This window comes from Sporomusa aerivorans, assembly GCF_041428895.1.
In the GTDB taxonomy this organism is placed as follows: Bacteria; Bacillota; Negativicutes; order Sporomusales; family Sporomusaceae; genus Sporomusa; species Sporomusa aerivorans.
Map to the genome: position 1 here is coordinate 1,086,542 of NZ_CP156926.1, position 21,748 is coordinate 1,108,289.

The window sequence follows — 21,748 nt, forward strand, 5'->3', positions numbered from 1 at the left end:
ATAGGAGGCATACAAATGAGTGTAAAAGGATCAAGAAAATTATACATAGGTATCTTTGTGATAGCTGTTTTGTTTGGTGGCGCTATTTATCGCAGCGGGTTGCTGACCAAAACCGGCATGGGGGGGGCGGGAATGGGTACAGGGCCTGTAGTTGTAAAAGCCATGCAAGTAGTAACGCGCGATACGGAGCTTACCCGTGAATATGTGGGACAGGTAAAAGCCAAAAGCGAAATAAAGATTATGTCCAAGGTTGCCGGCAATGTAGTGACCAAGATGGTCAATGGCGGTGATACGGTCTATAAGGGGCAGCCATTGTTCCAGATTGATAATAAGCAATACCGGTCGGCAATCAATTCGGCCAGGGCGGCACTGTCCAAATCACAGGCAACGCTTAATAATACTCAAAAAGACGTAGAACGTTATCAAAAATTGGCGGCAATCAAGGGCGTTTCGCAACAAACCCTGGATGCTTATATCGCCCAGGCCGAGGAAGATGCGGCTTCGGTTGAAGTTAACCGGGCCAGTTTGCAACAAGCGATTGAGGACGAGCAGGATACCTTAATTCTTTCCCCGGTTGACGGCCGGATTGATGTGAATGATGTTAGTCTTGGTAATTATGTAGTTGCCGGTTCAACGACCCTGGCTACCGTATCGTCCGTTAATCCGGTTTGGGTACAATTTAACATGAGTGAGACGGAGTATTTGACCTACATACGCAGCGGCGACGGCGTATTGCCGCCTAGTTTTAAAGAGCATTTAAAGCTTGTGCTGAGCGACGGCAAGGAATATCCGGCCATAGGGCGTGTGGAGCAAATCGACAGGGGGATTAGTGACACGACCGGTACCATTACCATCAAAGCCAGTTTTGATAATCCTCAGACTTTCCTGCTGCCGGGGATGTTCGCCCGGGTGGTTGTGCAGGAAGGCGTGAGGTCGGGAGCTTTACTGATTCCGCAGAAAGCAGTTAAGGAAGTATTGGAAAATACCTTTGTTACTGTGGTTACGGCTGACAACAAGGCTGAAAGCCGGCAAGTGAAATTAGGCAACAGAATTGGCGATATGTGGCTGGTGGAATCGGGCCTTACGGCTGACGACCGGGTTGTTGTGGAAGGCATTGATAAGGTTAAACAGGGAACTGCGCTTACCGTTACCATGATACAACCGGAAAACCAGACTCCGGTCAACCAATAGGGGGGGCGTTATTATGGCCAATTTCTTTATTAACCGCCCCGTTTTCGCTATCGTTTTATCGATTGTTATTACCTTGGTAGGCGTAACCGCCGCCTTTACTCTGCCGATAGCCCAATATCCGCAAATTTCTCCGCCGACAATTTCCGTAAGTGCTACCTATGAGGGCGCTAATGCCGATGTTGTCGACCAGACGGTGGCCCAGGTCATTGAAGAGCAAGTCAACGGGGTTGAAGACATGGTGTATATGTCTTCAACCAGCACCGACTCCGGTTCATATTCACTCAATGTGCAGTTTGAGACCGAGAAAAACTCAGATACGGCCTCTGTACAGACCCAAAACCGGGTTGCGCAGGCCAATGCCTCTCTGCCCAGTACCGTGCAAACCTCCGGGGTTACGACCCGGAAATCTTCCCAGGATATGTCTTTGATATTTACGCTTTGGTCGCCGAGTGACAGTTATGACAGCAAATTCATGAAAAACTACGGCACTATTTACATGGTTGATGATATCAAACGGGTCAAAGGTGTCGGCGAAGTGTCGGCCTTTGGCTCCGACTACAGCATGCGGATATGGCTGCAGCCGGAAAAAATGGCGCAGCTAGGCATTGCAGTCAGTGAAGTGACTTCGGCGATCGAAACCCAAAACGTACAGGCAGCCGCCGGAGCATTCGGCAAAATGCCGGCAGATTCCAAGCAGCAATTTCAGTATACTGCCAGAGTAAAAGGCCGCCTTACCGATCAAAAGGAGTTTGAGGATATCATTGTCCGGGCCAAGTCCGATGGATCTTTTGTCCGGATAAAAGATATCGCCCGGGTGGAACTGGCCAGCAAGGATTATAATTTTAACAGCATGATGAACGGGCATGTGGCTGCCGGCTTTGGTATAAAACTTACCAGTGACGCCAATGCGCTCGAGACCATCAGCAATGTGCGCGCTGTACTGGAAAAAACGTCTCAGAATTTCCCCGGTGATTTGCAGTATAAAATTGTTGTTGACAATACCGAATTTGTACGCGAATCCATGCAGGAAGTAGTTAAAACTTTCCTGGAAGCATTGCTGTTAGTTATTGTTGTAGTGTTTGTTTTCCTGCAGAACTGGCGGGCTACCCTGATCCCGGTTCTGGCCATCCCAGTCTCGCTTTTGGGTACCTTTGGCGCCTTTAGCGCTCTGGGGTTTACCATTAATACCCTGACCCTGTTTGCGCTGGTGCTGGCCATTGGACTTGTTGTTGACGACGCTATCGTTGTTATTGAAGCGGTCGAGCATCATATGCGCTATTCCGGCCTTTCGCCGCGTGAAGCTACCAAACGCGCCATGAGCGAAGTTTCCGGCCCGGTTGTGGCAATCGCTTTCGTGCTGGCGTCGGTATTTATTCCGGTTGCTTTCCTGAGCGGCACTACAGGGATTCTGTACAAACAGTTTGCCCTCACAATTGTGGTGTCCATGGCTTTGTCGGCCGTGGTGGCCTTGTCGCTTACGCCGGCGCTGTGCGTAATGCTGCTTACGCCGCATGATCCGCAGGCGCATAATGGCTTATTGGCCAGATTCTTTAGTAAATTTAATACCTGGTTTGAGAGCAATGTTGCCCGGTATGGCAAAGGGCTTGACAAGCTTATGCCCAAGGCCCGGCTGTGTCTTGTTTTGCTGCTGGTGCTGCTTATCCTGACCGGCGGTTTATATAAGCTGGTGCCGACTTCCTTTGTACCGCAGGAAGATCAGGGGTATTACATAACGGCCATTACGTTGCCTGAGGCGTCCAGTCTAAATCGGACCATTGATGTTTTGCAGCAGTTTACTGCCAAGGTAAGTGCGCTGCCCGGCGTTACCAATACTATGGCGATCGCGGGTTTTGATCTGCTGGGCGGAGGCACCAAGTCTAATACCGGGGCTATGTTTGTATCCCTGGACTCCTGGGATAAGCGGCAGACAGCCGAACTAAAGCTTAACGCCGCGATTGGCAAGACCTTTATGAGTGGCGCCCAGTTTCCGGAGGGCACGGTTCTGGCCTTTGCTCCCTCCAGCTTACCGGGTCTGGGTACGGTAGGCGGTTTTACACTGATGCTGCAGGACCGGAGCGGCGGCTCGCTGACCGATTTGGACAGCATGGCCCAGAAGTTTGTGGCCGCCGCCAAGGAGCGCCCGGAGATTGCTTCGATTTCCTCAAATTTTAAAACCAATACGCCTGGTTATGAATTTGAGGTAGACCGTGAAAAAGCGGAACAACTGGGTGTCGCGGTTGATGATGTGTTTACTGCATTGCAAGTGTATTTAGGCGGCCAGCAGGTTAATGACTTTAATAAGTTTGGCCGGGCCTATAAGGTAACGGTTCAGGCCGAAACATCTTACCGCAATGATGTGAATGCGACAAGGTTCATTTATGTAAAAAGTTCCAGTGACGTAATGGTACCGCTCAATACGCTAATTAAACCGAAAAAGATTAACGCGCCCACGACCATTACCCGTTTTAACGGGGTGAAGGCCGTGCAGATCAACGGCACTCAGGCTGACGGCTACAGTTCCGGGCAGGCTATGGCCGCACTGGAAGAAGTCGCCAAACAAACATTATCAAGCGGCTATACCTACGAGTGGTCGGGGCAAAGCCGGGAAGAAAAGCTTTCCGGCTCGCGAACGGCGCTGGTGTTCACAATGGCTATCGTCTTTGTCTTTTTGTGTCTGGCAGCTCTGTATGAAAGCTGGAGTGTTCCTTTTGCGGTTTTACTTTCGGTACCGACCGGGGTTTTCGGCGCCTTCCTGTTCCAGTATGTGCGCAATTTAGAAAACAGTGTTTATATGCAGATCGGGCTGGTCATGCTCATCGGTTTGGCGGCCAAGAATGCGATACTAATCGTTGAATTTGCCAAAGTAAGGGTCGATAATGGGATGGCGCCGGTTCAGGCAGCCATTGAAGCGGCGAAAATCCGCCTGCGGCCCATTCTTATGACTTCCTTAGCCTTTATTATTGGCTGCATTCCCCTGGCTGCCGCCACCGGCGCCGGCGCCGGTGCCAGAAATTCGATGGGAACAGCCGTTGTCGGCGGTATGCTTGCCGCAACGGCAATGGGAATATTCCTGATTCCTGTGCTTTTTGTCGTGGTGGAAAAGATCACTGAGAAGCTCATAAGCTGGCGCAGCAGGCAAACTATCGTTAACAATAAAGAGAAGATGAATAGGCAGGCGTAGCGCCACTTCCTGCTTGACAACAAAGAACTCCGGGCTGAGCCCGGAGTTCTTTGTTTCTAATACTCCCAAAACATTCGCTGGATGTCTTCAGGGTTGCTGGTTTTGGTGAGAGCCAGCATCAGCAGAATGCGCGCTTTTTGCGGATTGAGATTATCGCCGGCGACAAAGTTATATTTGTCGTCATTGGCTTCACCGTTGCGGGCCACAATGCCATTACCCACGCGGGCGCTTCTTACAATCACGACTCCTTTTTCCTGAGCAGCTTCAACTGCGGGGTATTCAACCTTGCCGATACTGCCGTTACCGGTACCGGCGTGGACAATGCCCTTAACGCCGGCCTGGGTCAGAGCTTTTATTACATCGCCGGTATTATTGGCGTAGTGGTAAACAATATCGACCCGGGGCAAATCGGTTAGCTGACTGATGTCAAACTCGGTAAAAACGGTATGCTTGCGCAGCGGAGCCCTATAAAATACCGGTTTATCCCCGGTAAAGAAACCGAGTGGACCAATTTCCGGCGCGCGGAAGGTGTCTACGCGGTCAGTGATGGTTTTTGTGACGTCGCGGCCGGCGTGGATAGTGTCGTTAAGCATTACAAGTACGCCTTTGCCGGCAGCTTCCCGGCTGCCGGCCAGGATTGTGGCGCGATAGAGATTAAGCATGCCGTCAGCGCTCATAGCAGTGGGCGGACGCATGGAACCAACTACGACAACAGGTTTTTCGCTTTTTACAACTAAATTGAGGAAGTAGGCCGTCTCTTCCAGTGTATCAGTACCATGGGTAATGACAATTCCGTCGACATCGTCCTGCGAGAGCAAAGTATTGACCTGTTTGGCCAGTTTAAGCCAAACTTCATTTGTCATATTCTCGCTGGCGATCTGGGAAATCTGTTCACCGCTGACATTGGCTATTTTCTTAAGTTCAGGAACATTGTTGATTAAGGCATCCACAGGAGTAACTGCCGCGGTGTAGCCTACCGTGGTCGTGTTGGTCGCGCCGGAACCGGCAATGGTTCCGCCTGTGGCCAGAATCTTGACATTGGGAAGTTTGTCGGGCGTTCGCGCGAAGCACGCTGCTTGCAGACTCAACACCAGTACGCAGAGGATTGCCAGGGAAATATAAATTTTCCGGTTCAATCAGGACCCCTCCTCGCAATATGAATTTCAAGTTCATTATAGCCAAATTGGAATATTTTACAAAGTTCCATAAATGGTAAATTTTTCTATTTAGATTCGAATTGCAAGCATGTCCTTGCTAGGCGTACTTATTTTGAATAATTGCAAATTATCTATCCCGGTTTTACAATTAATAGCCTTTCGCTTATCTGTCTTGCCTAATTTGTGCAGCAGTGCCTTGCAGGAGGCTATCTGATCTGGTAGTGAATATCCTGTTTTTGCTTGGTCCTCTGTACTTACGCGGCAGTAAATAGCTTGCATTATTTGACTCCTGTACTGCTTTCATATTTTGATACCTGAATGCTTGTAACAATGCATGTAATTATAGTCAACAGTCCTACTAGCGTTATTTCCCAAATAGGCACCGGAACATTACTGGTTAAACTTATTGTGATCCCAACCAAATAAATGGCGCTAACAACTCCAGAAGAAGCAATTACTACGGTTTTTTTATTATGCGGCGCGATATAATAGGCCGTTATTAACAAGGCGGCGGTAGCCAAAGTACCCTCAACTGCTAAATTCAATACTTTAAAAAGAAAACTATATGGATCAAACAAGAACAAAAACGTTAGACGATTTATTAGTCTGATAATCACAAAAGCTGTAAACGATGCAGGGATAAACAGAATCCATCTTAACCAATTAGGGACCTTATCCATATAATACCTCCTAATAAACAAACCACGGCCTTTGCTGCTGCGAATAGGCTGTGGTTTTATTTAGTCTATTTTTGTCGAAATAATAGAAAGGTGCTACACCTTTACACTTTTTCAACAAAACTTGATATATCTCTATGTCGAATGCGAATAATCATAAGCTAAATTGTCGGAAAATTTCCCTGCTTAATTGGTAAAATTATGTAAAAATAGGCAGGAAAATAATTTATTGTCCAGAAGAAGGCTTAAATTTTTAAGGGGGGGGTGTGATAGATGGTAAAGATGTGCAAATAATAGATACACTCCAATCAGGAAGGTGTATCTATGATATTACGAGACTTTGGCCTTAGACCTAAAACTTTAGTCGACGCAGCCGCAGAGGACGGCATAAATTTGAGCCACCGCAGGGCATCGGAAATAATCAACGGACAAGCAACAATTAGACCAAAAGAGATGGCAGTTATTGCAAAGCTATTAAACAAAACGGTTGAAGAGCTATACGTTTATTTAGGAAGTGTCCACGAAGTGGCATGCCCCATCTCGAGCATTGGGTCGGGAAAACTTGTGACATGTTGCCGACAACAATGCGCTTGGTGGGACTGGGAAATGCGGTGGTGTAGCATTAAAAACTTGACAAGCAAGGAGGAATTGTTTGAAAAATAAGTTGCTCCAAAATTGGTATAGAGGTATAATTAACACAGAACATATGTTCGGAAACGTTCGGAGTTGTTATTACACTTATATGTACTTATGTATGTGATTGGGGGAGCTTAAGTGGAGAGGGATGTTAATCAAAAAAACGAATGTAAAGACAAAAAATATGATGAAGAAACTATAGATATTATTACTAAATTACTTATTATTAAGCTTATGTCTCGCGCGAAGCAAGTGAATCGATAATTGTCATAATAGCCTCTTTGTTTTTAGCAGAGAGGCCTTTTATTTTTTCCGCTATAGGAATTAATTCTGCAATTTCTTTTTCAAGTTCTTCTGGAGACATATTGTCAATTAGGCCATAAACAAATTCGTTTGTTTCCCTTAGGTTTCTTTTTTCAATATTTTCTTTTATGCGAGGTAGCAATTCTGCTGCCTCTTTTTTATTTTCATCAAACTCAGCTAACGACAGACCCAAAGCATCACATATTTTCCGAAGAGTAATACCGTTAGGTGATTTTTTACCGGTTATAATGTCGCTTAATGTTGATTGGCTTATGCCTGATAATTTAGAAAGCCTATATTGTGAAATACCTTTTTCGGTAAGTATCAGTTTAAGTTTTTCCGAAAAACTCACAATGTTCACCTCTTTTTATACTTCGCTATTGCTATTGTATATTAAAAATAAAAAATATAAAATACTCCGCTTTTACTATTAATATACTACTCATAGGCGTAGTATTATGAGTTCAGGAGGTGAAAACATGAAAAACCTAACTAAAATCATGAAATTAAAAGATATGTCAGGCTATGAGCTTGCTAAAAGATCAGATGTAAGTCAATCCCATATTTCAGACATAATTCACGGCAAGAAACAACCAACATTGCCAGTTGCCAAACGTATTGCCGATGCTCTTGGAGTAACTATTGACGACCTAATCGGCGACAAACCCAAGAAGCTACAGAAAACAGGGTGAGGAGGTGAAAAAATATGCTAAAAAGGCAACAGTGTTAGATTCGCAATTCGTTAACTGACATAGCGTGTATAGTTGAACTTCCGTCAGGAGAAAAAGCTTTGGTGCTATGGTGACCGCGGGAACTGAACTGTCAAGAGACATTACCGTGGATGGAGATAAGCAATATTTAAGCGTCCTTTATACCGGTGGGCAGGGTCCGGTTGACGAAATAACAGACATCGAAATCAACGGCAACCCGGTAGAAAACTATACCGGCGTGCAGGTTGATGTACGCCTGGGAACCAATGATCAGGAACCAATAACTAACTTTTCAGACACCTATGCAAACCAAAGCCTAAGTTACGAACTGCAAGAAAGTACGTGGTCTACCCAGGCGACAGACGGCAATGCAGGCCAAGGATTGCGGATTGATGTTGAATTCCCGAATGGCTTATATCACATGAACGATAACGGCGGGCTTGAATCAGCATGGGTCAGGCTTGCGGCAGAATACCGGATTAAAGGCGGGGAATGGGTTCCTTGGCTGGGTAATGGTACATATGTGGCATCTACAAGTATCGCAGGGGCAACTTGCTATTCAACGGCTCCCGTTGAAACTTGGACAATAGAAGTGGCGCGCGTGTGGGTGGGACCGAAAGATTATAAACAGCTTACTACTGTTGTACGGGTTGCCCAGGAAACATACCACCAAAAAGACGGGACCGTGGTATCTGTGATACATTGCTCCTGGGCATTGCCACAGAAAAGCGTCAAAGGTATTGAAGTGTATTATCGTCCTGAAAGTAGTGAAACTTGTCAAAGCCGTGATGGGAGGTGTAATGATGGCAAAACAGATTTAATTGAAGATTTTTGTATTCATATTGATTTTGACCCTACTGCACCGAATCCCGAGCGTGTTTTCGATAGTATAGCAAAGCTAATAAAAAGCTTTCAAGAGATTGATCGTCACTTAGTGACATGTGTTGATACAGATATTGAGCCCATTCTTGTGTTGGAAGATATAGAAAAAGGGTCAATCAAGGTATGGATTGCGCAAAAGTTAAAAGACATTCCTGATGCCGTAATAAAAGATGGAGAGTGGAAGAAAGTCCTTGGTCATTTTTTGGTTCAAGGAAAGCATTCAATTCTTCGATTTTTAGAGGAAAATAATACAATTACTTGCGAAGCAGATATTATACCCCTTGAAGGAGAAATAAAAGCATTAGCTGAAGATACTGAATTAAGTCAACTAAACTGTTATACGCCTTTGAAATGGGAGCATTTAATATCTGACTTAAAGAATATAACTGTTGCTACTCAGCAACTTGCAGCAACAGATCGAGTTACTTTTTACACAAACAATGGGGCGTGTTCTATGTTTAATCCAAAATTCGACATTCCTGCAGAAGTTGCCCAACAGATTATTTCTAGTGAAACTACTGAGAATACAGCTATTATAATATTGAAAGCGAAAAAGCCTGACTTTCTTGGCGAATCGCAGTGGACTCTCAAATTTGGCAATAAAACTATCGATGCTAAAATTTTAGATGAAGAATGGTTGCAGGACTTTCGTAATCGACTATTCTATATTGGGCATGGTGATTCTATAAGGGCAGAAGTTAAATCGTTGGCTGCTTATGGTAAAAATTATGAAGTCATTGACGAAAGACATTCTGTATTAAGGGTAATTGAAATCTTACCCAATAACGAAAGTAAGCCAGTTACACTGTTTCCGCCAAACTAGCCGCATCCTCCGGGGTGCGGTTTTATTTTTATTTAAAGGTAATCCTAAAATTAGCCTATTATAATGAAAGTGCTTTTTCATGAATAGTCTCCTCATTTACCCGGCTGCTATAGCCGGGTCCTTTTTTATGTGATATCTCGCGGCCATTCGCATGGATGAAGCTTGTTTACTTAATTGTGAATTAATATCTTATATTTTTAAGCTAATTCTAAGGTTAGCGAGCGATAAGAAAATTGGTTTTACGTGCACCCATTTTTGTCCCCGGTTGTAATGACCGGGGCTCTTTTTTATTTTTAAAGGCAATTCAAATATCATCCCAATATAATGAGTTCATCTCCTTTGAAACCATACTTACCTAGTTTCGCCCGGTTACAGCGCCGGGTCTTTTTTTTATTTCCAGCCGTTTACCGCTTGTAATTTTCGAACGCATGCTCTAAACTAAAACCAAACAAATGTTCTGTGGCGAGGTACAATATGGAAAATAAACACAAAATACCTGTAGGCGTAACAGCCAAACACGATGCAGCAGGCAACATTAAGCCGCTGGCAATCCACTGGCCGGACGGCAGGGACTTCGATGTTGACCGCCTACTGGACGCTCGGCCGGCTGCGTCTACCAAAGCGGGCGGGTATGGTATGAGGTACATATGTCGGATCATGAATAAGCAGGTGTATCTATTTTATGATGACTATGAGAAGCGGTGGTATGTGGAGTTGTAATCTGAATACCTTTATTTCCATGTTGTCAGCGCGCCCTGGTCCATTGGCAGCTTTGCCAGTCATGGCTGTATCCGCATGCGGAATCATGATTCGGAAGAACTGTATGAGTGGGTGCCTGTCGGCACACCGGTCGATATCATCGGCCCGAAACCCAGAATTGAACGAACACTTAGGCGGGGTGTAGCCGGCCCTGATGTTGTCGTGCTGCAGCTAAAACTGGTACAATTGGGCTATTACCAGGAACGGGCCAAGGGTGTATTCGGCAAAGACACCGAGGCGGCTCTCCGGGCTTTCCAACGGGATAATAGACTGCCGGAGACAGGTATTACTGATGAAAAAACGATGAATCTTCTTAAGTTATAACCGATAAAAATGCACTTGACGGCAGTCCCCGACAAGTGCATTTTTAATGGTCCTTTGTGGATAAGGACAAATTTTTTACGCTGGCACCAAAGGAATTAGCATAAGTTGATTTACTACATAAAGGAAATCTGATGTAGAAATCGAAATAAAGGGGAGTTAGTTATTACTACATCGTAGGGAGGAAGCTTGATATGTGGCTCATATACGGGTTACTATCGGCGGCAATGGCGGCTCTGGTTGGTATCTTCGGCAAGATCGGCCTGCAGTCGGTGGATGCGAATACGGCAACAGCTGTACGCGCAGTCATCATGGCACTCTTTCTGCTAGGCGTGGTATTTTTCCAGGGCAGTATGGACCGTGACAACCCTAATCCTGTGGATATGACTGGATACTTTCCTACAGTTTTAAGGTTGCTACGGTATTAAAGCCATAGCCTGGGCAATGCGTTCCAGGCCCTTGACAATGTTTTCGCGCGAGGTGGCATAGGAGAACCGGAGATATTCCTGGGTTTCGCCGGTGTTTCGCTCCCCGAAGGCCGAGCGGGGCAGGGCGGCGACACTAGCGGTATGAAGCAGGTATTGCTGCAGGGCTTTGCCGTCGGCAAGGCGTAATTTTTTGCATGCCTCGGTCACGTTGGGGAAAACATAGAATGCGCCCTTGGGCACTTTGCAGGAAACCCCCGGGATACTGTTTAAGCCGGCAACAATTAAATCACGCCTGGCCTTAAATTCTGCGACCATGCCCTCGACGAAGGCCTGCGGACCGGTCAGCGCTTCCAGGCCACCGTATTGAACAAAAGTATTGGTGCAGGATTCACAGTTGGTGATAAGACGGGCAATATGAACGGCCAGTTCCTGCGGCATGATGCCATAACCCAGCCGCCAGCCTGTCATGGCATAGGTTTTGGAAAACCCGTCAAGGATGATAGTTCTGGCCTGCATGCCAGGCAGGGAACTGATGCTGGCAAAGCTGCCGGCGTAGGCGATGCGGCTGTATATTTCGTCAGACAGTATCCACAAATCATGTCGGCAGGCTAATTCGGCAATATGCTTAAGGTCCTGGGGTGTAAGCATGCCGCCGGTAGGGTTGTGCGGACTGTTAAGGATAATTAACTTAGTCCTGGGGGTAATGCGCTTTTCCAGCTCGCGGGTATCCAGGCTGAAATCCCGTTCCTCCAGGATCGGGGCAGGTACCGGAATGCCGCCGGTAAAGCGAATAACAGATTCGTAGATAGGAAAGCCGGGATTGGGATAGATTACTTCATCACCCGGATTCACCAGTGCGTGCAGAATGTAATAGATAATGGGTTTGCCGCCGGGAGTCACAACTACCTCGTCAGGAGTTACCTGTATGGCCCGCGTGTTTGCAATATGGCGGGCTATGGCTTCACGCAGCGGCAGGATGCCGGCTGACGGGCTGTAGTGAGTAAAGTTGTCCTTGATGGCCCGGATGCCGGCCTGCTTGACATTGTCAGGAGTATCGAAATCCGGTTCGCCGATGGCAAAACTGATAATATCGCGGCCGGCTGCCTTGAGACGGTTCACCTCATTTAATACTTCAAATGCATTCTCGGTACCAAGATTTGATAAACGACTGGCTAGCTTCATAGCGGAGTACTCCTTTTTGGATAAGATACACATACATATTCGTAAAGATTGACAAAACTCCTTTCTTTCCCCAAACTATCACAGCAGGAGCTATATTTTAATGATGCGTAACTATATTGTATTTATTTCACCTAGTACTGAAGCGGCTGACCTGGCTGCCAAAATGACGGCCGGTCAGCAGGATATCGAGATTATAGCGGCGCGCCTGAAGGATGGGGTAAAAGCGGCGCAGGCTGCCGTGCAAAACGGCGCCCGGGTGCTTATCAGCCGGGGCTTTACTCACCATATGATTTCGGAAAAATTGCCGCATATTCCCCTGGTTGATCTGGAATTTGGCGGCTATGACATCCTGCGGGCCTATCTGGAAGCTGTAAAAATCGGCAAACCCATCGCCATTATCGACTCCAGGGCGGTTGTGGAGGGGGTCGGCAGTATTGAGGATATCCTTGGCATAAAAGAAAAAAGTCTTAAAATAATTATCGACAGCTACCAGGATTATGCTGCCGGCATTGATCAGGCGGCGGCGGCCGGGGCAGGCTGCATTGTCGGCAATCAGGCTGTCAGCCAGCGGGCAATTGCCAGAGGCTTATGCGGCATTGTCATCGGCTCCGGCAGAGAAGCGCTCAGCAGGGCCTTTTTAACAGCCAGACATTTGCTGGCTGTTGAACAGCTGCGCGATGCCAATGCGCAGCAGATAGAAACCATTGTTAATGCTGTGGATTATGGTATTCTGGCGATAAATAATCAGGCCGGCATTACCGCAATCAACAGTGAGGCTGAGCGGATACTCAATTTAGCCGGTCTTGAAGGCGCCGCCAGGCAAACGCTCATTACCCGTTTGCACCAATGCATGTCTGAAGGCGAACGGCATCTTGGCATTATCGAAAAGATTGCCCCGGATGTGGAAGTAGTAGTTAACTACCAGTCCATTATCTCCGGCGGCCAGGTTATTGGCGGGGTAGCTACGCTGCAGGAATTAGGGCACTTTCAGGCGGTGGAGCGGAAAACCCGCGAAGAGCTGGCCCGGCGGGGGCGTATGGCAAAATATAGTTTTTTGGATATCAAGTCAGAATGTCCTGGCATGCGTACAGCCATCGCCGACGCCCGGCGGTTTGCGCGTTATGATGACACTGTGCTCATTCTGGGTGAAACCGGTGTTGGCAAGGAATATTTCGCCCACGCCATTCATTTGGCCAGCGATAGAAAAAACGGGCCGTTTGTTGCGGTGAATTGTGCGGCCATCCCCGAAAATATACTGGAAAGTGAATTGTTTGGCTATGCGGAAGGAGCCTTCACCGGTGCTAAAAAAGGCGGCAAAACAGGGCTGTTCGAACAGGCGCACGGCGGCACCATTTTTCTGGATGAGATAGGGGAAATGTCGGAGAACCTGCAGACCAGACTGCTCAGAGTGCTGCAGGAACATGAAGTGTACCGGCTGGGCGATGATCGCGTCACTCCCGTTGATATCCGGGTAATCGCCGCTACTAACCGGGACCTGGACGCGATGGTTCAGTCCGGAAAATTCCGTGAGGATCTCTATTACCGCCTTGATGTGCTGACAGTCGAAGTGCCGCCGCTTAGAGAACGTAAAGCCGACATTGAGATATTCATCGGGTCGTTTATTGCCGAGTTTAATGCCAAATACCATACAACTGTCGAAGGGGTGGATCAGGACGGCATGAGACTGTTGCTGCAATATGACTGGCCGGGAAATATCCGGGAGCTGTACAATATTGTCGGGCGGCTGGCAGCACAGGCTACAGAGCCTGTTATCGGAGTTGAGGAAGTGCGGCGTGTTCTTAAAAGGAGGCTGCGTTTTGAACAGCATACTGTCTCCGGGCTGCAGCCGTATGCGCGAACAGTGGATGCTGCCGCCATCCGGGAAGCTTTGGCGCAAACAGACGGCAACAAGCAAAAGGCGGCTGAGTTGTTGGGAATTGGCAGAGCTACGCTCTGGCGCAAGCTAAAAAAATTTGAATAGTGTATCATAAATGAAAAGGAGATACTGTTTCAATTGAAACAGTATCTCCTTTTCATTTATCGTTGGTAGCAGGTAAAACGCAAGTAAGTTCAGAATTTATCATAGTTAGGAGGCTTTTGCCAAAAATTGGCTTTTGCCAAAAATGGTTTGGCACGCAACTTGCATTAGATAACCTTGGGGTAAAATTAGTTTTTTTAGGAGGTATATAATAATGAGTCATATTGACGAGTTAGTGAAAATTGCCGGAAAAGACAGCATCTGTACCGAGCAGGCTGAATTAATGTGTTATGCCTATGATTCTTCGTTGGATTCACAACTGAATAAATATATGCCTGACGCCGTCTTTACACCCCGGTCGGCCGAAGCTATTCCCCCGGTGCTTAAATATTGCAACGAGCACAAAATTCCCGTAGTTCCTCGCGGGGCAGGTACCGGACAGTGTGGCGGTTCGGTGGCTTCGGGCGGCGGCCTGGTGATAGATGTGTCGGCGCTCAACCGCGTAATTGAGGTGGACACCGATAATTTGCAGGTCATTATTGAACCAGGTGTTGTGCATGCCGACCTAAATCAGCAATTAGCGCCGCTGGGCTTCTCTTTCCCGCCTGACCCCGGCAGTACTAAAATGGCTACCATTGGCGGTATGATTTCCTACAATGCCAGCGGGATGCGGGCCATGAAGTACGGCACTACCCGGGAGTATGTGCTGGGGCTGGAAGTGGTACTTGCCGACGGCCGTATTATCACTACCGGTGGTATGAATTGCCATTCGCTGAAAACAGCTTCCGGTTACGAACTCACCAAGCTGTTCGTGGGCTCGGAAGGTACTCTGGGGATCATTACCAAAGCCCGTCTCAAGATTATGCCGTTGCCAGAGAAAAAAGGGATTGCCGTAGCCGCATTTAAAGAACTGGGAGATGCCGGTAAGGCGGTTGTAGAAGTATTCCGCAACAAGATTGTACCTTCGGCCATTGAAATATTGGATAAGTCGGCCATTAAGGCGGCCACCATGTATAAGCCGTCTATTAAACTGCCGGACAATGCTGCCGCAGTACTGTTTTTTGAAGTGGATGGTCCGCCGCCGGGAGTGGCTTATCAGGCTCAGAAAGTGGCCGAAGTATGTAAGCCGATTGCCATGGAGGTTAACTGGACTGATGATCCCGCGCAGGTTAAGAGCCTGTGGGAAGCGCGCAGTGTTGTCGGCGCAGCCAGCGGCAGGGTACGCCCGGGCGCAACCAGGGTTTATATCGGTGAAGACATTTGTGTGCCGATAACCAATGTCGGCGCAGCCTTGGAAGGAATCCAGGCCATTGGCAAAAAGTACAATACCATTATTGTTACCTACGGTCATGTGGCTGACGGCAACTTCCACTCGGCTCCGGTTATTGACCTGGAAAGTCAGGAAGAGATTGAACGGGTGAAAAAAGTTGGCGACGAGATCCACGAAATGGCTTTGAAACTTAACGGTACTGTAACGGGTGAACATGGTGTCGGCATCGTGCGGGCTAAATACATGGAGCGTGAGCATGGACCGGCGCTTGATGTTATGCGTACCATTAAACACGCGCTTGATCCCAACAACATTTTAAATCCCGGCAAAATGGGACTGTAGAAGGAGGTGAATAACATGAATGCGGACGCATTACGTCGTGTTGTCAATCAGTGTGTCCGGTGCGGTCAGTGCCGGTCAGCCTGTCCGGTATTTAAGGAATTAAACGATGAGGCTGCGGTTGCCCGGGGTAAACTTGCGCTGCTGCGCAGTTTTCTGGAAGGCAAGGATGTACCAACCGAAGAATTGCAGGAAATATTGGGTAAATGCCTGCTGTGCAAGACCTGTTCGGCTCAGTGCCCTAGCGGTGTTGCCGCTGATGAGCTAATCTTGGCCGGGCGCGAAAAGCTGGCGGAAAAGAACGGACTTTCTCCTGTCAAGAAGGCTGTCTTCAGTCTGCTCAAACGCCGCGCCCTATTTGACTTTTGTCTGAGCATGGCTTCCCTGGGACAGGATTTTGGCATCAAGCGCCTGCCGGGTAAACGGCTGGGGGCTATTTCCCGCTTCCCAATGCCGGGGCTTGCCAAGAGACGGGTTATTGCGCCTTTTGCCTCACGGTCACTGCGCAAAGAGTACCCTGAAGTGATTAAGGTAGCCCGTCCCAAAGCCAGAGTAGCTTTTTTCACCGGCTGTATGGCCAATTATATTTATACCGGATCCGGTAAAGCTGCCATTGATGTGCTCGTTGCCAATAATATTGAGGTAGTGTTGCCTAAATACCAGCATTGCTGCGGCTATCCGGTATTTACTTCCGGCGATGCCGAAGGCGGGCGCTTATTGGCCAGACACAATATTGATGTCTTTTTCGAGCAAAAGGTTGATGCAGTGGTCACAATCTGCGGTTCCTGCGGCAGTGCCTGGCGGCACGAATATCAGCGGCTGCTGGAGGGTGACGAAGTATATTTGAAAAAGCTGGCGACTATTTCCAAGAAAACGTACGATATAGCCGAGTACCTGACCGAAGTTATGCCGCTGGATACGACAACTATGGGTGAGGTTAAGGCGCATGTTACCATCCATGACCCGTGCCACCTTGGCGCCAGAGGAATGGGTGTTACCAAGCAAGTTCGCCAGTTGGTTTCCGCTATTCCGGGAGTCACTATCACCGAGATGAAAGAACCGGGACGGTGCTGTGGTTCGGGCGGCAGTTTCAATCTGGTTCATTATGAACTGTCACGGGATATCAATGACCGGAAAATTGCCGATATTGCCGGTACGGGCGCCGATTTGGTCATCGCCGGCTGCGGTTCCTGCCGGATGCATCTGACCGACGGCTTGGAGCAAAACCATGAATCCCAGAACGTAATGCACACTATTGAATTAGTGGCGCAAGCTTATGCCGCAGGCAAGAAACAAAACAAGGCCCAACACAATATTTCCTAATATCAACTTATTAGAAAATGGAGGAGACATTAGTGGATGTATCTATCTTATCATTGCTTGCTTTATTAGTTGCGATAATTATTAGTTGTATTTCGCCCAAAAACATCGGTATTCTGGCAATCGGCCTTGCTTTTATTGTCGGCAACGTTCTGGGTGGTATCAAGCCTGATAAAATTATTGCCGGTTTTCCGCTTAGTCTGTTTATGACGCTGGCTGGCGTGACCTACCTGTTTGGCATTGCGCAAGTTAACGGTACTATTGACAAAATTACCAAATATGCCGTAAAAGCTGTGCGTGGAAATGTTGCCCTTTTGCCTATCGTATTTTTCTTTGTTGCTTTCGTCTTGTCTGCTATTGGTCCGGGCCATATTTCCATCATTGCTCTCATGGCGCCTGCCGCTATGCTGCTGGCCGAGGAAGCAGGCATCAGCCCCTTCCTCATGGCGCTTATGGTTGGTAACGGTGCTCAGGCCGGCGGCGTCTCCCCGATAGCTCCCACAGGGGTTATTGTAAACAGCTTAGCTGCCAAAATCGGTTTTGCCGGCATAGCCTTTCCTGTGTTCTTTAATAATGCCCTCGGGCATTTTGCGATAGCCATAATGGCCTATTTGGTGTTTGGCGGTCTTAAACTTTGGAAACAAGGCTCTACTAATTCCAAAGCCAGCGCTATTGCCAGTATCGTGGTAGAGGCGTTTAACCGCCAGCAGCTTATAACGCTGACTGGTATTGGTTTATTAATGGTATTGGCCTTAGGCTTCAAATTTGATGTTGGTCTCACCAGTTTTACCATTGGCGCTGTTTTGACAATGCTGAATGCAGCTGATGAGAACCAGGCAGTAAAAAGTATGCCCTGGAATACCATCATGATGGTGTGTGGTGTTACTATCCTGATTGGTTTAATGAAAAATGTAGGCGGCATGGATTTGTTCACTCAGCTGATTGCTAAGTTCTCAACGCCGGCAACGGCTACTTTGGTTGTTGGCTTCATTGCTGCGGTTATTTCAGCGTATGCCAGCACCTCCGGCGTTATCCTGCCTGCGTTTATACCGCTGGTTCCTGACTTGATCGCCAAAATTGGCGGCGGCGATCCGCTGGCCCTGATCTATACCATTGTGTTAGCCGGTCATCTGGTCGATGTCAGCCCGTTGTCAACTAACGGTGCGCTCCTGGTTGGCGCCGCCGGCCCAAAAACCGACAAGCAGAAACTGTTCCGCAACCTGATGATCTGGGGCTTTGCCATGGCGGTTGTCGGTACCATCCTCAGCTGGCTGATGTTTGACATTCTCAAGATTTAACTTGACTCAACTAACGGAGGTATTTGTCGATGACTCTTATTATTAGTGCGGCAAGCTGGGACAAAGAGTTGAAAGCAGGCATGCGTCAGGCGGAGTTAATTCCGCTGGCCCGGCAGGCCGGATGCCAAGGTGTGGAGTTTCGTCCTTACTGGACCAATATCGAGGAAGAAATCCCCGAAGTTACAGCTGCTTTGGCCAAATATAATTTTGTATGCGCCTATGCTTCCAATGAAGCAATCCTAGCCGCGACAAAGGAAGAAACCCTGCTGGCTATCCAGTCCTTGCAGGCCGGTCTTAAACTGGCTGCCCGGCTTGGCGCCAAAGTCTTACGCTTTAATGCTGCCAATGGACCCTTTGACGCCGGCTTTGTCGGTCAGGAGTGGTGGATAGATGCCCTGCGGCCGGTACTGGCCGAAGCGCAGGATTTGTCTATTACACTGGCGGTCGAGAACGGCCCGGACGCCAAAAAAGGCGACCCGCTGCTGTTTACGGCAATATTTACTGCTTTGCCAACTCTCAGTCTGACCTATGACACTGCCAATTGGCTGTATGCCAACGCCCGGCCGGAAGTGGCCCTGGATCTGTTTCTTACCCAGGTAGGGTATGTTCATCTCAAAGATATCATTTGCGAGAACGCCAGCTTAAAGCATAGCTATCCCGGCACCGGGCTTGTCGATGTAAAAGGCCTGAAAGCACGTATTCAGGCCAGTGGTTACCAAGGCCTGATGGCCCTGGAGTTTCCAGGCGGGGATAAGCCTATGGAGCGGGTTTTTAGCAGTCTTGCCTATTTAGGTGTACAACAAGCTTAATCATCCCATCTAACGAAATATTACAAACTGTAAGTCACTGGCTCTGTAAAGAACAGTGGCTTACAGTTTTTTTGTATCAGAAATTATAAGTTTTGCGAATCGCTGAGAACATATAAAACAAAGGGTGCTGGGTACAAAGCACGGGTTCTACCTTCACCAAGGCTCGGCGCAAGCCGCGTTTACATATTGATTTGTTTTCACTGTCTACCTATAAGAAAAGGGATTTTCGGATTACTGTCAAATGAGAACAAAAGAAATTATTCTTATAATACAAAAGTAGCGGAGAAAATCTCCGATACGCTGTGCGGCGAGCTGGCGCTTTGCAGCCGCCGAATGCTTAACTGATTGCGCCGGAGTGCCCTGGCAAAAGAAATACACGAATTACAATAAGGAGATACATTATGCAAAAGCAAATAATACGTCCGCTGCCGGATATTTCCCCGGGGTGCGGCGGCTTTGCCGCTATTAAATTCGAAATTAGTTTATCGAAAGGGCAAAATTCAAATAGTTATGGGAAATAAGATACTATTAATAGCTCCGTATGAGGATCTGGCGGGTTTGGCAATCAGCGTAAGGTCACAGTTTGCGTTAGATTTTGACATTGAGGTAGCCCTGCTGGAGGAGGCCATTGCAGTAGCTTCAGCAGCTGAGAAAGCCGGCTATCAGGCCATAATCAGCCGGGGCGGAACCGCCGCCATTATCAGGCAATATGTCAATATCCCCGTGGTGGAGATCAAGGTAACAGGCTACGATATCCTGCGGGTGCTATATCCCTACCGCGAAACAGCCGCCACTGTGGCTATCGTAGGTTATGATAACGTGGTACTTGGCTGCCGGGCAGTCAGTCAGATTTTAAATATAACAATTAGGGAATTCCTATTAAATGTAAAAATAGAGCAGATATATGACTGGCCGGTTATCAACGGCCAGGTCAACCAACTGCTTAAAGATAACGGTATAACCGAAGTCGTTGGTGATGTGGTTGTCCAAAGCAAGTTATGCCTGGAAAATATCAATATAAAACTGATAACCTCCGGTCAGGAAGCATTGCTCCAGGCCGTTGCAGAAGCCGGACAAATTATTGCTGTCCGCGAAATGGAGAAACGCGAGGCCGAACGGTTGCAAACAATACTGAATTTTGTCCATGACGGTGTCATAGCCACAGATGAACAGGGCATTGTTACGCTGCTTAACCCGGTCGCCGAGCATATCTTCCATTTGTCAAAGGAAGAGGCGGTGGGAAAATATATTGGCGATGTCATCCCCAATACGCGCATCGACACAATTCTCCAAACCGGAGTTGCTCAACTGGAGGACTTGCAAAAAATTCCTGACGGGCATATTCTGACCAACAGGGTTCCGATTCAGGTGGAGGGCGGTATTAAAGGGGTTGTGGCAACCTTTCAGGAAGTCACTAAGATACAGAATGCAGAGCAAAAGATTCGCCAGAATCTTTACGCCAAGGGTCTTTATGCAAGATACAGCTTTGCTGATATTTATACTACCGACCGGCAAATGGAACGGTTATTAACAATAGCCAAAAGCTATGCCGGGACAGACGCAACAATCCTTATTCAGGGCGAGAGCGGCACAGGTAAGGAGTTGCTAGCCCAAAGCATTCATCAGGAAAGCGAACGCCGAAATGGGCCGTTTGTAGCGCTAAACTGTTCGGCGTTACCGGCGAATCTGTTGGAAAGTGAACTGTTTGGTTACGCCGAGGGGGCTTTTACAGGAGCGAAAAGAGGCGGAAAAGCCGGATTGTTTGAGGTCGCCCATAACGGTACAATCTTTCTCGACGAAATTGGTGACATTGACAGAAAAGTGCAAGCGCGGCTGCTCCGGGTGCTGGAAGAAAAGCAGGTAATGAGACTGGGCTCTGATACTATCATTCCGGTTGACATTAGGATTATAGCCGCTACCAATGTCAATCTGCGCGAGGAAGTTGCCAAGGGGAATTTTCGGCTGGATCTGTTTTATCGCCTGAATATCTTAAATCTGGTAGTGCCGCCGCTGCGGGCGCGGCCAGGCGATCTCAAACAGCTGTTAAATTATTTTCTCCATAAATACAGTGAGAAGTATGGCAAGGAAACCGTATTTTTACCTGAGGAAGTCGTTGACGGACTGCTTAACTATCAGTGGCCGGGAAATATCCGCGAGCTAAGGAATATGGCCGAAAGAATTGCTATTTCAGCCCCTGACGGCGGCTTGGCCGATGCTGAAACTCTGCGGCTTATTATGGAGGATTTAGGGAATAACCCGGGTGACTTTGCGCCGGGCAGAACCGAAGAACTTCTCCGTGGGTCACTTAAGGAAATTAAGCAAAGGATTATTATGGCGGTGCTGGCGGAGGAAGATCAGAACAAAAGCCGGGCTGCGCGGCGACTCAACATCGACAGGGCGACACTGGATAAATATTTGTGATTGCAGAATTTTTACGCACCTGCTGTGGATTTTCTCAACAAAGCTGCATTGGTATTCTGCAAG

At 47.8% G+C, this 21,748-nt stretch carries 17 protein-coding genes and 1 pseudogene; 14 read left to right on the forward strand and 4 right to left on the reverse strand.

From position 1 onward, the window contains the following. Window positions 1–15 precede the first annotated feature (15 nt). Window positions 16–1,191 (forward strand): efflux RND transporter periplasmic adaptor subunit, encoded by a 1,176-nt coding sequence (locus SATMO3_RS04900; protein ID WP_371378315.1) that lies wholly within the window; start codon window positions 16–18, stop codon window positions 1,189–1,191. A gap of 13 nt (window positions 1,192–1,204) precedes the next feature. Further along, the gene (locus tag SATMO3_RS04905; RefSeq protein WP_371378318.1) at window positions 1,205–4,372 is read left to right on the forward strand and encodes an efflux RND transporter permease subunit; all 3,168 of its coding nucleotides are present in this window, start codon (window positions 1,205–1,207) and stop codon (window positions 4,370–4,372) included. A gap of 56 nt (window positions 4,373–4,428) precedes the next feature. Here SATMO3_RS04905 and SATMO3_RS04910 read toward each other — a convergent pair whose 3' ends face one another. The 3 genes from SATMO3_RS04910 to SATMO3_RS04920 form a co-directional block, all read right to left on the reverse strand. After that, complete coding sequence (locus SATMO3_RS04910; protein ID WP_371378321.1) at window positions 4,429–5,508, reverse strand: type II asparaginase; 1,080 nt, start codon at window positions 5,506–5,508, stop codon at window positions 4,429–4,431. Between the two features lie 299 nt (window positions 5,509–5,807). Continuing rightward, window positions 5,808–6,209: a hypothetical protein gene (locus SATMO3_RS04915; RefSeq protein ID WP_371378324.1), complete on the reverse strand. Its 402-nt coding sequence runs from the start codon at window positions 6,207–6,209 to the stop codon at window positions 5,808–5,810. Window positions 6,210–7,074: 865 nt separating this feature from the next. Then, on the reverse strand, window positions 7,075–7,497 hold the full coding sequence (locus SATMO3_RS04920) for a helix-turn-helix domain-containing protein (RefSeq protein ID WP_371378327.1): 423 nt from the start codon (window positions 7,495–7,497) through the stop codon (window positions 7,075–7,077). Window positions 7,498–7,624: 127 nt separating this feature from the next. Between SATMO3_RS04920 and SATMO3_RS04925 the strand changes: the two genes are divergently transcribed. The 6 genes and pseudogenes from SATMO3_RS04925 to SATMO3_RS04950 all read left to right on the forward strand — a co-directional run bounded on the left by SATMO3_RS04925 (window position 7,625) and on the right by SATMO3_RS04950 (window position 11,068). Then, on the forward strand, window positions 7,625–7,837 hold the full coding sequence (locus tag SATMO3_RS04925; RefSeq protein ID WP_371378330.1) for a helix-turn-helix domain-containing protein: 213 nt from the start codon (window positions 7,625–7,627) through the stop codon (window positions 7,835–7,837). Between the two features lie 145 nt (window positions 7,838–7,982). Further along, complete coding sequence (locus tag SATMO3_RS04930; protein ID WP_371378333.1) at window positions 7,983–9,560, forward strand: hypothetical protein; 1,578 nt, start codon at window positions 7,983–7,985, stop codon at window positions 9,558–9,560. 474 nt (window positions 9,561–10,034) lie between these two features. Beyond that, window positions 10,035–10,280 (forward strand): hypothetical protein, encoded by a 246-nt coding sequence (locus tag SATMO3_RS04935; protein WP_371378336.1) that lies wholly within the window; start codon window positions 10,035–10,037, stop codon window positions 10,278–10,280. Window positions 10,281–10,298: 18 nt separating this feature from the next. Next, window positions 10,299–10,406 (forward strand): annotated as a pseudogene (locus SATMO3_RS04940) (L,D-transpeptidase); the annotation flags it as partial. Beyond that, on the forward strand, window positions 10,392–10,643 hold the full coding sequence (locus SATMO3_RS04945; RefSeq protein WP_371381671.1) for a peptidoglycan-binding protein: 252 nt from the start codon (window positions 10,392–10,394) through the stop codon (window positions 10,641–10,643). The pseudogene SATMO3_RS04940 and the gene SATMO3_RS04945, both read left to right, overlap by 15 nt. Window positions 10,644–10,834: 191 nt before the next feature. After that, entirely contained in the window at window positions 10,835–11,068 is a 234-nt protein-coding gene (locus SATMO3_RS04950) for an EamA family transporter (RefSeq protein WP_371378339.1), read from the forward strand. Here the strand turns inward: SATMO3_RS04950 and SATMO3_RS04955 are convergent. Continuing rightward, window positions 11,057–12,250: a pyridoxal phosphate-dependent aminotransferase gene (locus SATMO3_RS04955; protein WP_371378343.1), complete on the reverse strand. Its 1,194-nt coding sequence runs from the start codon at window positions 12,248–12,250 to the stop codon at window positions 11,057–11,059. The two genes, SATMO3_RS04950 and SATMO3_RS04955, sit on opposite strands and share 12 nt — an antisense overlap. A 100-nt stretch (window positions 12,251–12,350) precedes the next feature. Here SATMO3_RS04955 and SATMO3_RS04960 point away from each other — a divergent pair, with 100 nt between their 5' ends. From SATMO3_RS04960 to SATMO3_RS04985, 6 genes are all read left to right on the forward strand, one after another. Then, on the forward strand, window positions 12,351–14,231 hold the full coding sequence (locus SATMO3_RS04960) for a sigma 54-interacting transcriptional regulator (protein WP_371378346.1): 1,881 nt from the start codon (window positions 12,351–12,353) through the stop codon (window positions 14,229–14,231). A gap of 211 nt (window positions 14,232–14,442) precedes the next feature. After that, window positions 14,443–15,840 (forward strand): FAD-binding oxidoreductase, encoded by a 1,398-nt coding sequence (locus SATMO3_RS04965; RefSeq protein ID WP_371378349.1) that lies wholly within the window; start codon window positions 14,443–14,445, stop codon window positions 15,838–15,840. 15 nt (window positions 15,841–15,855) lie between these two features. Beyond that, window positions 15,856–17,160, forward strand: a complete 1,305-nt coding sequence (locus SATMO3_RS04970; RefSeq protein ID WP_371378352.1) for a (Fe-S)-binding protein — start codon at window positions 15,856–15,858, stop codon at window positions 17,158–17,160. A gap of 32 nt (window positions 17,161–17,192) precedes the next feature. Continuing rightward, on the forward strand, window positions 17,193–18,455 hold the full coding sequence (locus SATMO3_RS04975) for an SLC13 family permease (RefSeq protein WP_371378355.1): 1,263 nt from the start codon (window positions 17,193–17,195) through the stop codon (window positions 18,453–18,455). 29 nt (window positions 18,456–18,484) lie between these two features. After that, complete coding sequence (locus SATMO3_RS04980; RefSeq protein WP_371378359.1) at window positions 18,485–19,264, forward strand: sugar phosphate isomerase/epimerase family protein; 780 nt, start codon at window positions 18,485–18,487, stop codon at window positions 19,262–19,264. Window positions 19,265–19,822: 558 nt separating this feature from the next. Beyond that, window positions 19,823–21,685: a sigma 54-interacting transcriptional regulator gene (locus SATMO3_RS04985; protein ID WP_371378361.1), complete on the forward strand. Its 1,863-nt coding sequence runs from the start codon at window positions 19,823–19,825 to the stop codon at window positions 21,683–21,685. The last annotated feature ends 63 nt before the right edge of the window (window positions 21,686–21,748 follow it).

Excerpts from the sequence above, each read along its gene's own strand:
- SATMO3_RS04900 (WP_371378315.1), top strand. The coding sequence starts at position 16 with ATGAGTGTAAAAGGATCAAGAAAATTATACATAGGTATCTTTGTGATA.
- SATMO3_RS04950 (WP_371378339.1), top strand. The coding sequence starts at position 10,835 with ATGTGGCTCATATACGGGTTACTATCGGCGGCAATGGCGGCTCTGGTT.
- SATMO3_RS04905 (WP_371378318.1), top strand. The coding sequence starts at position 1,205 with ATGGCCAATTTCTTTATTAACCGCCCCGTTTTCGCTATCGTTTTATCG.
- SATMO3_RS04965 (WP_371378349.1), top strand. The coding sequence starts at position 14,443 with ATGAGTCATATTGACGAGTTAGTGAAAATTGCCGGAAAAGACAGCATC.
- SATMO3_RS04980 (WP_371378359.1), top strand. The coding sequence starts at position 18,485 with ATGACTCTTATTATTAGTGCGGCAAGCTGGGACAAAGAGTTGAAAGCA.
- SATMO3_RS04960 (WP_371378346.1), top strand. The coding sequence starts at position 12,351 with ATGATGCGTAACTATATTGTATTTATTTCACCTAGTACTGAAGCGGCT.
- SATMO3_RS04925 (WP_371378330.1), top strand. The coding sequence starts at position 7,625 with ATGAAAAACCTAACTAAAATCATGAAATTAAAAGATATGTCAGGCTAT.
- SATMO3_RS04915 (WP_371378324.1), bottom strand. The coding sequence starts at position 6,209 with ATGGATAAGGTCCCTAATTGGTTAAGATGGATTCTGTTTATCCCTGCA.
- SATMO3_RS04935 (WP_371378336.1), top strand. The coding sequence starts at position 10,035 with ATGGAAAATAAACACAAAATACCTGTAGGCGTAACAGCCAAACACGAT.
- SATMO3_RS04970 (WP_371378352.1), top strand. The coding sequence starts at position 15,856 with ATGAATGCGGACGCATTACGTCGTGTTGTCAATCAGTGTGTCCGGTGC.
- SATMO3_RS04955 (WP_371378343.1), bottom strand. The coding sequence starts at position 12,250 with ATGAAGCTAGCCAGTCGTTTATCAAATCTTGGTACCGAGAATGCATTT.